The organism is Streptomyces sp. Ac-502 (assembly GCF_045222935.1).
Classification (GTDB): Bacteria; Actinomycetota; Actinomycetes; order Streptomycetales; family Streptomycetaceae; genus Streptomyces; species Streptomyces monomycini.
In genome coordinates this window covers 24,694-37,457 of sequence record NZ_JBHFFO010000005.1, presented here as the reverse complement: position 1 = coordinate 37,457, position 12,764 = coordinate 24,694, and the positions used below count along the sequence as shown (strand labels likewise).

The 12,764-nt window shown below is 68.5% G+C and carries 13 protein-coding genes, 1 pseudogene and 1 CRISPR repeat array; of the genes and pseudogenes, 5 read left to right on the top strand and 9 right to left on the bottom strand.

The genetic code is table 11. The features are described from left to right. Window positions 1–90 precede the first annotated feature (90 nt). On the top strand, window positions 91–2,664 hold the full coding sequence (locus ACEXOX_RS45800; RefSeq protein WP_406527004.1) for a fibronectin type III domain-containing protein: 2,574 nt from the start codon (window positions 91–93) through the stop codon (window positions 2,662–2,664). A 175-nt stretch (window positions 2,665–2,839) separates the two neighbouring features. Further along, a CRISPR array of direct repeats spans window positions 2,840–3,417; the repeat unit is 29 nt; unit sequence GGGTCCACCCCCGCGTGCGCGGGGACCAC. A gap of 263 nt (window positions 3,418–3,680) precedes the next feature. Here ACEXOX_RS45800 and ACEXOX_RS45795 read toward each other — a convergent pair. The 3 genes from ACEXOX_RS45795 to ACEXOX_RS45785 are packed head-to-tail and all read right to left on the bottom strand — an operon-like array spanning window position 3,681 to window position 4,466. Continuing rightward, window positions 3,681–3,827 carry a hypothetical protein gene (locus ACEXOX_RS45795; RefSeq protein WP_406527003.1) on the bottom strand — a complete coding sequence of 49 codons (147 nt, stop codon included), beginning with the start codon at window positions 3,825–3,827 and terminating at the stop codon, window positions 3,681–3,683. 28 nt (window positions 3,828–3,855) lie between these two features. Further along, window positions 3,856–4,230 (bottom strand): toxin Doc, encoded by a 375-nt coding sequence (locus ACEXOX_RS45790; protein ID WP_406527002.1) that lies wholly within the window; start codon window positions 4,228–4,230, stop codon window positions 3,856–3,858. Beyond that, window positions 4,227–4,466, bottom strand: a complete 240-nt coding sequence (locus tag ACEXOX_RS45785) for a hypothetical protein (RefSeq protein ID WP_406527001.1) — start codon at window positions 4,464–4,466, stop codon at window positions 4,227–4,229. The genes ACEXOX_RS45790 and ACEXOX_RS45785 overlap by 4 nt, the downstream gene beginning before the upstream one ends. Window positions 4,467–4,596: 130 nt before the next feature. Here ACEXOX_RS45785 and ACEXOX_RS45780 point away from each other — a divergent pair, with 130 nt between their 5' ends. Further along, window positions 4,597–5,124: an SMI1/KNR4 family protein gene (locus ACEXOX_RS45780; protein ID WP_406527000.1), complete on the top strand. Its 528-nt coding sequence runs from the start codon at window positions 4,597–4,599 to the stop codon at window positions 5,122–5,124. A gap of 397 nt (window positions 5,125–5,521) precedes the next feature. Here ACEXOX_RS45780 and ACEXOX_RS45775 read toward each other — a convergent pair whose 3' ends face one another. The 3 genes and pseudogenes from ACEXOX_RS45775 to ACEXOX_RS45765 form a co-directional block, all read right to left on the bottom strand. Continuing rightward, complete coding sequence (locus ACEXOX_RS45775) at window positions 5,522–5,734, bottom strand: hypothetical protein (RefSeq protein ID WP_406526999.1); 213 nt, start codon at window positions 5,732–5,734, stop codon at window positions 5,522–5,524. After that, a pseudogene (locus ACEXOX_RS45770) lies at window positions 5,631–5,846 on the bottom strand (hypothetical protein); the annotation flags it as partial. The gene ACEXOX_RS45775 and the pseudogene ACEXOX_RS45770, both read right to left, overlap by 104 nt. 129 nt (window positions 5,847–5,975) lie before the next feature. Continuing rightward, the gene (locus ACEXOX_RS45765) at window positions 5,976–6,152 is read right to left on the bottom strand and encodes a transposase (protein ID WP_406526998.1); all 177 of its coding nucleotides are present in this window, start codon (window positions 6,150–6,152) and stop codon (window positions 5,976–5,978) included. A 1,476-nt stretch (window positions 6,153–7,628) separates the two neighbouring features. Between ACEXOX_RS45765 and ACEXOX_RS45760 the strand changes: the two genes are divergently transcribed. The 3 genes from ACEXOX_RS45760 to ACEXOX_RS45750 all read left to right on the top strand — a co-directional run bounded on the left by ACEXOX_RS45760 (window position 7,629) and on the right by ACEXOX_RS45750 (window position 10,174). Continuing rightward, window positions 7,629–8,441 (top strand): class I SAM-dependent methyltransferase, encoded by an 813-nt coding sequence (locus tag ACEXOX_RS45760; RefSeq protein ID WP_406527025.1) that lies wholly within the window; start codon window positions 7,629–7,631, stop codon window positions 8,439–8,441. Window positions 8,442–8,548: 107 nt separating this feature from the next. Then, window positions 8,549–9,187 carry a hypothetical protein gene (locus ACEXOX_RS45755; RefSeq protein WP_406526996.1) on the top strand — a complete coding sequence of 213 codons (639 nt, stop codon included), beginning with the start codon at window positions 8,549–8,551 and terminating at the stop codon, window positions 9,185–9,187. 132 nt (window positions 9,188–9,319) lie between these two features. Next, a complete protein-coding gene (locus tag ACEXOX_RS45750) occupies window positions 9,320–10,174 on the top strand; it encodes an EamA family transporter (protein ID WP_406526995.1) in 855 nt (284 codons plus the stop codon). Between the two features lie 460 nt (window positions 10,175–10,634). Here the strand turns inward: ACEXOX_RS45750 and ACEXOX_RS45745 are convergent, their stop codons facing one another. The 3 genes from ACEXOX_RS45745 to ACEXOX_RS45735 form a co-directional block, all read right to left on the bottom strand. After that, a complete protein-coding gene (locus ACEXOX_RS45745) occupies window positions 10,635–10,826 on the bottom strand; it encodes a hypothetical protein (RefSeq protein ID WP_406526994.1) in 192 nt (63 codons plus the stop codon). Further along, a complete protein-coding gene (locus ACEXOX_RS45740) occupies window positions 10,816–11,121 on the bottom strand; it encodes a hypothetical protein (protein WP_406526993.1) in 306 nt (101 codons plus the stop codon). The genes ACEXOX_RS45745 and ACEXOX_RS45740 overlap by 11 nt, the downstream gene beginning before the upstream one ends. 392 nt (window positions 11,122–11,513) lie before the next feature. After that, the gene (locus tag ACEXOX_RS45735; RefSeq protein WP_406526992.1) at window positions 11,514–11,822 is read right to left on the bottom strand and encodes a hypothetical protein; all 309 of its coding nucleotides are present in this window, start codon (window positions 11,820–11,822) and stop codon (window positions 11,514–11,516) included. Window positions 11,823–12,764: the final 942 nt, after the last annotated feature.

The following is a 12,764-nucleotide window of genomic DNA, read 5'->3' as shown; positions in this document are numbered from 1 at the left end:
TCCGGCAGACAAAGGCGCCTACGGGGCAATTGCGTCATTACGTTCGCCCTGTCCATGGCCTTGCTGATGGCCGGTTCCGCGGAACCCGCCATGGCAGAGGGGCGCACCGCGGCGGCTGATGAGGGGTGCGGCGCGCATGCCACGTCCTTCGCCATCGAGCAGGATGCGCCCGTGTCGCTCCGTATGGGCTGCGCCCGTGACTCCGGCATGCTCAAGCCGCTGGGGAAGAGCGACGACGACCTGATCATGGCTCTCGACTTTCACGTTCCCCGCGAGGACCAGGACCGGTTGGACGACACCATATGGCGCTCGGTCAGCCGCATCCGTGACGACCAGAGTGCGGGCATGACCCTGGGCGCGTCGCTGAGCAAGCGGGCTGCGGAGCACAGTGTGGGGATCCGCCCTCCGAGGCCGGAGGACGCCGACTTCGACGGGCGCGTGGTCACCCTTGACAACAGCATCGTGTTCGTGGTTGCCAAGGACAAGGTCGGTACCACGGCGAACTGGTGGCAGAAGTCGATAGCCGCCGGCGTGGGGTTCGGCGTCACCGTCGCCTCCTCGGCGGTGTGCCTGCTCTCCTTCAACGTGGGAGCACCGGCTGCGGCTCCGGTGTGCGGGGCCGTGGGTGGCGCCCTGGGGGCACTCGTCGGTGAGCTGATGAACGCCTACTATGACGGCCGCCCGCTGGGGGACGCCGAGGTCTGGAAAGAGGCGTTGGCCGTCGCCATGTGGGGCGCGGTCAGCGGTGGCGCCACCGGGCAACTGCTGGAATGGGCTTCTACGGGCGCCACCTCCGTGGTCGTCAATGCTCAGAAGAGTCTGCGTGGCTTCGCGGCCAAGCTCGGGCACGTGGGCAATGTCCTCGGGTTCATGGCCGACAGCCTCGAACGCATGGGGCCGAAACTCTTGGAGTTGCTGCAGCGCCTTTCCCGCGGTGTCGGCCAGACCGGGCTGCCGCTGAAGGTGATGGTGGTGGGCGATTCGATGAGCCAGGGCTACGAAGGCGACTGGACCTGGCGCTACCGCCTGTGGGAATGGTTCAAGAAGGAGCGCATCGACGTCGATTTCGTCGGCCCCTACCAGGGAACCCGGCCGCAGGAATCCCCGAAACCCCCGCCCGCGCCGCGGTTGCAAGGGGAAGCCCCGCAAGCGGGTGAGAGCACCCCGGTCACCTCGGGCGCGTACGCCGCCGGGGTCGCGGCGGACTTCGACACCGACCACTTCGCTGTCTGGGGCCGGCAGGCGGCGCAGGACAAGACGCTGATCGCCGAGCAGGTGGCGAAGTACCAGCCCGACCTGCTGCTGGTGGGGCTCGGGTTCAACGATATGGGCTGGTTCGTCAGTGGTCCGGAAGGCACGTTGGACAGTATGCGGACGCTGGTCGACCAGGCCCGCGCCGTCAAACCGGACCTCGACTTCGCGCTGGCCAACGTTCCCCAGCGGACGTTCATCGGCGGCCGGGACGACCTGCCCGCCAACACCACGAAGTACAACAACATGCTCGCGGACGCGATCCCGTCGTGGAGCACCGGCAAGTCCCGTGTGGCCCTGGTCGACTGGGCCGGCAACTACAGCTGCGACCGGGATGGCTGCCTTGCCGGCTACGACGGGCTGCACCCCAACGCCCTGGGCGAATACCAGATCGCCCAGGCGTTCGTGCGCACCTTGCACAACAGCTACGGCCTCGGCAGCCAACTGATCAACATCCCTGCGCGCATCCCCGACCGGCCGACGCTCGCGCCGGGCACGCTCTGGATCGGCTCCGGCCCGAGCGGCATCACCCTGAACTGGAAGCCGGTCTTCGGCGCCCGCGGATACACCGTCCGGCACCGGATCAAGGGCTCCGGCACCTGGAACGAGACGCCGGTCAGAGCGGCCCGCTTCGACACCACCTGGACCCTCGACGGCTGGGAGTGGGAATACCAGGTCCGCACCGACAACGCCGGGGACGGGAAGTCCGGGTGGTCCGAGACGCTCAGCGATACCGCACACCCGAAGACCGCCGCGGCGCCCACGGGGATCGTCACCCGTGCCACCGCCACCGGCGTGGACGTGTCCTGGGGCGCACCGACCGGCCCGTACACCGACACGATCGACCGGTACGAGATCATCACCTGGGACAGAGACACCCCCGGGGCCTTCCTCAACAGCACCGCGGTCAGGGGAAGGTCGGCGCACATCGACGGGCTGAAGCCGGGCCACCACTACCTCGTCGCGGTAGTCACGTGGAACGCCGCCGGCGGCGGCATGCCGGGCGTAGCCCGTTCCGTCACCGTCGGCGCGGGAACGCCACCGGCCCCCACCGGCCTGAAAGTCACCTCCACCGACGCGACCACCGCCCAGTTGTCCTGGGCCGGGTCCGGCCAGGCCGCCGGCTACCGCGTCTGGATCCGCAACGTAAACGACGGCAGCCCGTCCAAGGCCGACGAGTACGTCACCAACGAGACCAGCCGGGGCATCGCCTACCTGGTCCCCGGCGTCTGGAACTACGAATTCTGCGTCACCGCCATCAACGGCGAAGCCGAATCCGGCAAGTCCAACTGTGTGGTCGCGCCACGACCGTCGGCCAGAGCCCGGGCACAGGCCCTGACGAGCGGAGAGAAGAACTCCCCACTTTCCGATCTGATGCGAACTACCCGCGCACTGGCCGGATTGCCCGGATAACCCGGATCCGGTGAGGGGCGACGGGGGCCACACTCCGCCACCCCACCACCTGGCCGCAGCTATACGGGCGCACTCCCGATTGCGTGGCTTCCGCCGCCGTACACCTCTTGATCACGAAAAAGGTCCACCGCTTCGAACCTTGTCCAAGAAGAAGCGGTGGGCCTAGCGCCAAGGAAGGTCCACCCCCGCGTGCGCGGGGACCACGCACGTCCACGGTGCGGGCCGCCCGCGGCCCGGGGTCCACCCCCGCGTGCGCGGGGACCACTGCACTTCGGTGCAGCGTGAGGGGTAGGTCGGGGGTCCACCCCCGCGTGCGCGGGGACCACTGCACTTCGGTGCAGCGTGAGGGGTAGGTCGGGGGTCCACCCCCGCGTGCGCGGGGACCACTGACAGGCAGCGTCTCACTGCGCCCGCCGCCTGGGTCCACCCCCGCGTGCGCGGGGACCACCGTCACCTGTTCCAGCAGCTCAAGCACGACACGGGTCCACCCCCGCGTGCGCGGGGACCACTCCAGCAGCTCCGGCACCCGGCCGCGCGCCACGGGTCCACCCCCGCGTGCGCGGGGACCACGTGCCGTGGGCCATTGCCGAGGGGAGCGCACTGGGTCCACCCCCGCGTGCGCGGGGACCACCCCCGTCACGCACCGCTACGCACGCGGGTTCGGGGTCCACCCCCGCGTGCGCGGGGACCACGACCTGCGCGGCGACACAGCGCTCATTTCGCTGGGTCCACCCCCGCGTGCGCGGGGACCACAGGGCACGACCAGTGGTTTTACCCGGCGGGGTACGGGATTTTACTTACTTGCGGGAACTCCGGCATATCCACCTGAAGGGTTCATTCGAGACGGCAGTACGGTGACCAGATCACGCTACTCCTTGCAGGCGACAGCAGGCACACGTCGTCGCCGGAGCAGCTCGCGCCGAGCAGCCAGCCGGCCGCACGAGCCCGCCGCCCTGGGCCGCCAGACGCTGCATCAGCCGCTCCGCCAGAACCCCGGCGGCGCATCATTCCTGCCGCTACGCGCTCTCCGCGCGAACGGAGACGGTGCCGTCTCCCCGGTCGTCGTACACGGCCTTGACCGTACCGACGCTGCCCTCAGGCAGATCGGGGTCGCTGAACGTAGTAACGACCGTATCGCCGATCTTGAACTGTGATGTCGCCATGGCTTCTTCTTACCCGATCAGAGCCTGGTCAGATACGCCAGGAGCGCAGGCGGTCCGCGACCGCGGGCAGCTTGACCTGTCCGTCGCGGACCTCGCGGACCAGGTCGGACAGGGCGCCGTAGGGCGGGTCGATGCCCTGGCCCGACTGGCCCATGTACTGCGCGGCGACGATCGCCGCGAACAGCCCGTTGCGGTAGGGCAGCGGTTCGAGGCGGGCGATGGTGTGCAGCAGCGCGGCGGCGCGCCATGCTGCGTCGGGGTCGGCGCTGGCCAGGGTCGGCAGGCGGGTTTTGTGCCGGGCGACGGCGGCCACGAGGGCCGAGTAGTCCGCGATGCTCACGTCTTCGGGGGTGGTGTGTTCCTGGACGTCCAGGAGCCAGGAGACGTCGATGTGCAGGATCACGCGGCGTCGGCTCCCGGCGTGCGCTCGGACGGTGCGATCTCGTCGGGGAAGGCCTGGTCGAACTCTGCGCGGAGCCGGTCGGCCCACTCGACCGCGCCGGCGACGAACTGGCGCCGTTGCTGCTCGCGCACGCCCAGGTCGTGCAGGTACGTCTTGAGGGACTTGCCCTCGGCGGCGGCAGCGGCCCGCACGCCTTCCAGTTCTTCCGGGGTGAAGGTGACATTCAGGGATGGCATACCCTCACGGTACCTACTTGGTACCTGGGCGGGTAGGGATTCCAGCCCTACTTCTCGGCGCGCAGCAGCGCGAGGAGACGTTGCGCAGGTCAGATGCGGCACGCATCCACGTTATCGACAATGTGTTCGCATGAGGTCGAAGGAAGATCGCCAGTTCCCTGCCGCACTCGCCGCCGCTCTGGCGATCCGACTCGACCGCATCGGCGAGGACGATGTCGACTTCGATCCCTTTCCGGCCTTCTTGTCTGCCGAGGAGACAGCCGACTGGTTCCAGGCGTGGACCGGCAACAGCGAGATGCAGGGTGATGACTTCCGTATGTTCGGCCAGGACGGCACCGGTGGATACGCCGCGTTCTGGCTGGTCCGCCCGGATCGGGAGCTTGCTGAGCAGCCGGTGGTCTTCCTCGGCTCCGAGGGCGAGACCGGTGTCGTCGCGCGCGACCTCGGCGCCTTCCTGTGGCTGCTGGCCGACGGCTGCGGCCCCATGGAGGCTGCTACCTCGTACAAGCCTGACTGGGTCCCCCAGCCCGATCACGAGCTGGAAGCCATCGCGGAACAGTTCGCGCCGGGCCACCGGGCGTCCGCAACTGCCGTGATCGAGCAAGCCACACGAGAGTTCCCCCATTTCGACGACGCCATCACGGCACTCTGCCGCTGAGCCCAATCCGGACAGCGGCCAGAAGGACCGCTTCTGGAACCCGGCTGGGCCGAATCCCAGATAAGCGAGCTGGCGGGCCTCGCGGCAGCGTCCGGCCACGGCCCGTGTCGGAGTGCGCCCTGACGGCCCGGCTCTTTCACTGCCGCCCGCGCCAGCCGGGCAGCGTGGATGGGCACGTCAAGCGGGCGGAGCAGCGCAGGCGATCAGGTACAGAGTCGGTGTGGTCACCGCGCGACGGCCTTCTTGCCAACCCGGAGAAGCAGCAGGTCGTAGACCGGGCCGCCGGGCTCGTTGCGGTACGGGCCCGCGTACTTGTTGCCGAGGTCTTCGTGCAAGGTACGGTGACCGGCTGCGGCTGGCTCCCCCTGCCCGGCACCGTCGAGGTACAGCTTCATGGTCAGCTGGCCGCCGCAGCCGCCGAGCAGAGTCCCGCACTGGAAGGCGTCGTCCTCGTGAGAACGGCGGATGCATCCAGCTCAATCGCTTCCATCGGCAACAGCAACGGCTCATCCGAGTCCGCCCCGCCGAGCACCGCATCGACGAGGAACTCGCGAAACTCCTGCGGGGCGAGTAAGAATGCCCCGGTCACGGCACCGGGGCGACGCAGCACGCGAGCACGCGACCAGGAGATGACGCTTGATGCCTGGCACCTTCTTGGCCCCGTCGTATCCGTGCCGACCACCCCTCTCGGTGGCCCTGACGCTCTGACTGTCCAATACCCCGGCACTGGGCGCGGGTTCACGCCCCTGACGGTACGTTCCCGTGCCCGTAGCACGGCCGGCTTCTCCTCCCGTCGGCCTTCAAGCCGCCACTGCCGCCAGTAGTGGTAGACCGTCTGATACGGCGGGAAGTCATGCGGCAGCCGCCAGGCGGAGCCGGCCCCGCATCCAGTACGCCGGTGCGCTGATGTTCTCGCGCCGCGGGTGCTTGGGCGGACGACCGCCCGGCTTCGGAAGCGGCACCAGAGGTGCGAGCACCACCCACTCGGCATCGGAAAGGTTCGTCGGATACACGCGCCGTCCGGTCATCCCTGCCTCCCTGAAGCGCAGGACCTATCAAGGCCCTGCCCCGAAAGGGGCTTCTCAGACACCTGCTAACAGGGAACCAGAATCAGTCCTCTAAGCAAACGCAATCCTGCAGTGATAGAGACTTGTGGGGTAACAGGGCCTGGGACTCTCTCTAGGCAACCGTGGGACCTTAGTCCTGAAGTTCCACTTCGCCCAATGCGGTCGACGGCAAGAAGGCGAAGGAGCTTGTTGCCCGGCCAGGTGCCGCCTTAATATCTTTTCAGCCATTTCGACTCGATTGGAGATTGCGTGCGTATCCGCAGGCTCAGGTCTCCGCCTACCGACTTCACGGCAGTACTTGAAGTGCGCCGCCACTCAGGAGGCGACTCCAGCCAGCGCGACCGAGAAGGCATCACTGCAGACCAGCATTGATCGACCGGTCGGGGATTATTCCGTGCATGGAAGCGGACATGGGCGATGATACTCATTGGCTACGTCTTGGGCGCACTCACCTTTTGCGGAGGCTTGCCGCTGATGGTGTATCACCAGCGTGAAGATACGAGCGTAGGCGACGGCTTCCCCAGTTTCCCTACGTCACCGACGCGGGTACCAAGTGATTGCCTGCCGAAGAGAGGAAGCGTGTAGGGAGTTCGGTGGCCGGCCACCGTCCCGCGCACATCTCGGTGGCGCGTACGAAACTTTACAAGCCTCAGGGAATATCGGTACAGCGGTTATCGGCGATTATGAACAAGGTTGGCAAGCGCAGTGACCGGTTGCCGCACTGGGCTTCCGATCACTGCGCTAGGCGACCTAGCTCAACATCACGGACCACCGCCGAGGTCAGGGTCAAAGGGGCAATGAGTCAGCTTGAAACCTTGAGCGCTTCGGTCCGTCAGCCCGTATGGGGCGGTCCGGCACAGTCCGGGACCTCACACGCCCACCGACGTACCGGCGGCTCATCGGCCCGGCCCAGTGCCACGACCTCGGCCCTCGGCTGCTCGCCGCTCATCACCAACGGGCCCGCGGATTCCTCGACCGTGCGGTGCTTGGCCCTGCCTCGGCTCACGGCGCGCCCTCTGCCAACTGGCGCTCCAGTTCCCTACGCAGCTGATCCATCCGAGTCCGGCGCCCCTCGTCCGAGAGAGACCACGTCCGCGCCTTGGCCCCGGCCCTCGCCCGCTTCGGCAGTCGATGTTTCCCCCACGGCCCGGCGTTCGATCTCCGCCGCGACCTGGATGTAGCCCAGCAGCTCTGACGGCGACAGCTCTCGCGGGACGAGCGTCTGAAGCCGCGCGACCGCCTTGCCCTGTACGGCCTGCGCGGGTGCTGCTGCATGCCTGCCGAGGTGCGGCCCTTCTCCACGACAACTGCGCCGACCACCCTACGTGCCCGCCGGGCGCGCTGCTGACCGCATACCGCTGATGTGCCGTCATCCCCCCGGCGTCCCGACAAATGATTTCAACATTTTGCAGAAGTAGCGAGAGGAAGTGAGTCGCCTTGGTCGACTTCGATCGGGTTGCGACGTTCTACGACAGGTATCGACCGTCATTCAACGCGCTGCGGACGGAAGCACTCTCACAGCACTCGCTGGACAACGGTGGCGGACGCACCGCCGTGGATCTGGGCACGGGTACGGGGGCCATGGCCTTCGTGCTCGCCGAGCACGGATACCGGGTGACCGGTCTCGACCACTCGCCGCAGATGCTGGAACAGGCGCGGAAGGCCGCACGCCGACAGCGGGCAGACATCGACTTCCGGCTCGGTTCTGCAGCCAACACCGGCCTGGCCCGCGCATCGGCTGACGTCGTCACCGCCTCGCAGAGTTGGCACCTCTTCGACGGGCGGCGAGCGTTCATCGAGTGCCGCCGCATCCTCGAGCCCGGCGGGGCCCTTCTGGTGACCACATACGACTGGCTCCCGCTGCCCGGCTCCGCCGCGCACATCACCGAGGGGCTGATCCGCGAGATGAACCCCCGGTGGAGGGACCACGGAGGGACGGGCTGCCATGACCGCCTGGCACCCGTGGCGGCCGGGTTCGGCTTCACCTTGATCCGCACGCGCGAACGCCGGTTCGAGCAGCGCTACACGCTGGACAACTGGATAGGCCGTATCCGGACCAGCTCCAGTGGCGGAGCGGGCCTCAGCACCGCCGAAAGGAGCGCACTCGAAGGCCGGATGCGCCACGAGCTTGCGCCCCGATTCCCGGATGACCACGTGGTCGTGACACACGTCGCCTGGTCACTGTCTGCCCGCAAGACCAACGCCTCGCGGCCAGCGCCGGATTACTCGATGTCGGGAACGGCAGGCTGATGGAATCCATGCCGACGGTCCACCACGAGGTCTTCCGCGCCTACATGAGGGCCGGCACTCTGTGGCCGCAACTCCGTGGCCCGCTCAGCTGCGCAATCGTTGACGCCGTGGCGCAGACGCAGCCCGGACTCCCGCTGACCGTGCTGCTCGCTTCCCGCCTCAGCCCGAGTCAGCTCAGGGAGATGACGGACACCGTCCACCGGCTGCACCGACGCTTCGGCATACGCAAGACGGGTCCGATCGACCGCGACGGGCTACAGCAGGAATGGGTCAAATCACTCAATGCCGTTGCCTTCGTCCACCTCGGCGCGCTCGGTCTCGCGCCTGACGCGGTCTACGACGGCTACGCCGACTACCTCACTGGCGCAGGACCGGCCCTGGCTGACATCCCGCGCGGCGACACGTTCCGGCGGACAATCTCCGCCATGCGCGCCGCCCACGACACGTTCGCGTCGAACAAACAGCTGGCCCACACGTTCAAGTACACCTTCACCAGCCTCGGCCCCGCGCGGACCGCACAGGAAGCGGCACGCACCCGCATCGACTGCATGGACAAGATCCGCCACCGACTCGGAACACAACTGACCGGTCATGACCCCGCCGTCGGCCAGGCCCTCGCAATGGGCCTCGACTCCCTGTCCTACGAGCGCGCCCGCGCCGTGCTCACCGCCACCGCCGAAAGCCGAGGCCTTGCGAATGGATCACACCGGGCTCGCGGGACTTGGCACCGCGCCTCTCACCCTTAGGCCTTCGGCCACGGGCGGTACCCAGCGGTGTCGCCGGCCGCCATGGCTCCGTCCCCCTCCTCCGCCTAGCGATCCCCGGCACCAGGCTTGCTCGCTGCTTCCACCGGATCCATAACAAAGGCCCTCACCTCCATGCCCTACCTCATACCTCTGGTCGTCGCGATCGCCCTCAATACCGCCGACCGCACCCTCACGCGCGCGAGCCTCCAGCGGCACAGCGATCGGGCGGACGAGTTCCTGCTCGTCTACCAACTCACCAGCACTCTGATCACCGCGCCCTTCGCCGCCCTCGCCTTGCTCGGCCCCGGCCACCCCAAGAGCGCCCTCAACAGCGATGTTCTGTTCCTCATCCTCGCCGCAATCACCTGCTGGAGCGTCTACTCGGTCAGCGCTTTCCGCAGTTCCGCGCTCCTTGAGCTGTCCGTCGCTGCGACGATCAGCCGGCTCCGGCTCGTCCTCGCGGCCCTTTTCGGGATCGTCTTCTTCGGCGAGACGATCAGTCCGGCGCACGGCATCGGACTGGCCGTCCTTCTCGCCGCCTACATACCGCTCACACAGCTGCCTCGTGAACAGCTCAATCGCAAGGGACTGGCCTACGCAGCGGCTTCGACAGTCGCCATCACACTGGCCCTCATCACCGACAAGGCGCTGACCGCCTGGTTCGACCCGGCAGTCATCCTCTTCCTCGGCTTCGCAGGCACTACGCTGACCAGCTTCTCCCTCAACAAGGGCATCAGCATCACAGCCCTCCGGCCCGTCCTGCTCCCGGCTGCCCTCGCCGGAACAGCCGGTACCGCCGGCTACTACGGTCTGGTCGTCGCTATGGCCGAGGGGCCTGTGGGCGTCATCCTGCCCGTCTACCAGAGTTCGGCGTTCATCCACGTCCTGATCGGCATCATCCTCCTTGGCGAGACGACCGGATGGCGACGCAAGGTCCTCTCGGCCGCAGTCTCCCTCTTGGGAGCCGCCCTCGTCCTCCACGGCTGAAGGATGCGCCGAGCCGAACCGGGGTGGGAGCGTGCCCGGGCGCTGGACGGCCACGGCCTGCCGGTTCCAGCATTGACGACCACCCGCCCGGTGTCCGCGGCCGGCGAGGACACCGGGCGGCCGGAGGCCAGCGCCTGACCCGATGCCGCACACGCCGTCTGCTCAAGGCGCTGCGGCACGAACTGGCAGCCTGTCTTCTCCGCGCGGCCCTGCTCGACCGGGGCCGGGGTATCGTCCGGGACGGCTCCGGGCCCGGGGACGGCGCAGGACCGAGGTGGCGGCGACGGCGAAGGTCGGCGGACTGGTCACTGACGCAGGTACTCGTGGCCGCTCAGAAGTCCGGCCAGTCGTCCGAGATCATGATGCGGGCGACATAGATGGCGGGGCCGTCCGAGCCCGGCTCGGTGTCGCCGACGTGGTACTCGGCGAGGCCGATGTCCCGGGCCAGCGGTGCCGAGTATCAGCCCGGCCGGCCCGGAACGGGCTGGGCCAGGGGCGGGACGGGTGTGGCGCGCAGTTCGGCCAGCAGGTTGGTCACCGCCGAGGACACGCTCGCCGACAGGGCCGGGCCCAGCAGCGGCAGGACGGCGGGCGAAAGCCGGATACGGTCCCCGTCTTCCTCCCCGCCGGGGCCGGGGAGGTCATCGCTCACCGGCGCCCGTTTCGCGGTCGGCGGCGGCCTGGCGCAGCGCGGGACCGGCCGGGTGTCCGGGGGCGGTGCCGGCCTCGATGTCTGTACGGATGTCGTCCGGCAGCGGGTCGGCGTACAGGCGGGCCCGCAGCCACCAGCGGCGCAGCACGCCCAGCAGCTCGGTCTCGTCGGCCTCGCCCATCTCCCGGTAGAACTCCATCCGGTCGGCCGGCGGCAGCGCCGCGGCCACCGCGTTCTGGGTGCGGGGCAGCGGCGGCGGGCCGCCGTCGCCGTGGTGTACCGGCTGTACGCTCATGAACTCATCCTTTCGACTGCGTCGAGTCTGCCGTCTGGCGGCCGGGGTACGCGATTGGCGACGTTACAAGCGGGAAGTTCGCATGAGCCGAGACGGGTGTTGACCGCTTCGGTGATACGCCCCGCTGGCGGTCGGGGGCTCCCCGGGAGCGCCGATTTCACGTAGCCGAATCCTCTGTCCTTCCAGGATGCCAGCAGGGATACGGGCCTGGTGGGTGCGCTGCTCATGGATGATTTGGCCCTCCCCCTATACCCGTGCCGCCGCCGAACAGAAGCTCACCACGATGCGCGACGTCGCCGCGCGGCACACCACCGTCCACCTCGGTTTGCCCGACTTCCGCAGCAGTGCTGGACGTCTTGATCCCGAGCTGTGGCGGTGGTGTCCGCTTCGCGTCAGTAGCGTCTGTCGAGGGCTTCAACCAGGCTGCGGAGCTCGCGAGCCCGTCGTCGGGACATCGACAGCATCACTGCTTCGAGGTGCTCACGGGCCTGCCAGGGGTCTCCGCAGCAGGCCCATTCCGTGCAGCCGCCGCTCTCGTAGTCCCACAAGCGACGGTTCGGCTGGTGGACGAAACTGCGCCAGCGCACCATGGCCGACCCGATCGAGCCCGGCCGCAGGTACTTCTTCTGGCGCTCTATCCGTCGAACTTCAGCAAGTGCTGCCGAGGACAGACCATGGATGGTCGTGATGTCGTCTTGCATCCGACGCCGGCGCGGAAGCTCGGCACGGACGCGGCCAGGCCGTCTACGCGGCACCGGCCTTTCTGGTGATCGTCATGTCGGCCAGCTTCCCATCAACTGCCGTCGGCCGACCAGACCGGGGCCGGCTCAACGGTCCTGCGGGCGCCCTTTGGCACTTCATCAGCGGCGCACGACACGCCCTGCGAGCCGCCGCTGTGATCCTTCACAACCACTACTCGCAGGCAGGATGGCGTCGGCATACGGCCGCGCACCTGCGCCGGACAAGGGACCACCCGCGCGTGCGCGGGGACCACCTGGAATTCCCGTGGGCGACCGATGCCATTCCGGGGACCACCCCGCGTGCGCGGGGACCACCAAATACCCCAGCTCGTTCCGCTCCCGGTCCCGTTTGAGGTAGTCGCAGGCGATCAGGGACCACCCCCGCGTGCGCGAGGACCACAAGAGCGAGACTCTTGTGGCAAGCCAGGCCCGGGGACCACCCCCGCGTGCGCGGGGACCACTTCGGGCTTCAGGTCGTCGTGCAGCCCGCCTTGGGACCACCCCCGCGTGCGCGGGGACCACTGCACGCGTGTGCACGAGCACGTGTGCACGCTTGGACCACCCCCGCGTGCGCGGGGACCACCGCCGTCGCTCTTCGCGTGTCATGCCCGGTACGGGACCACTCCCGCGTGCGCGGGGACCACGCCGTGAGCGTGTCCGTCAGCACGGTCTTACCGGGACCACCCCCGCGTGCGCGGGGACCACGTCAGATCGTGTTTCTCGGCCGCCGAGCCGATGGGGCCACCCCCGCGTGCGCGGGGACCACAGGGTCATGACCTGCTTGGGTGCCAGCCGCAGGGGGCCACCCCCGCATGCGCGGGGACTACATCGACGTCCTCAGCGTCACCCTGGACGTCTGGGGACCACCCCCCGCGTGCGCGGGGACCACGCGGTCAGCGCCAT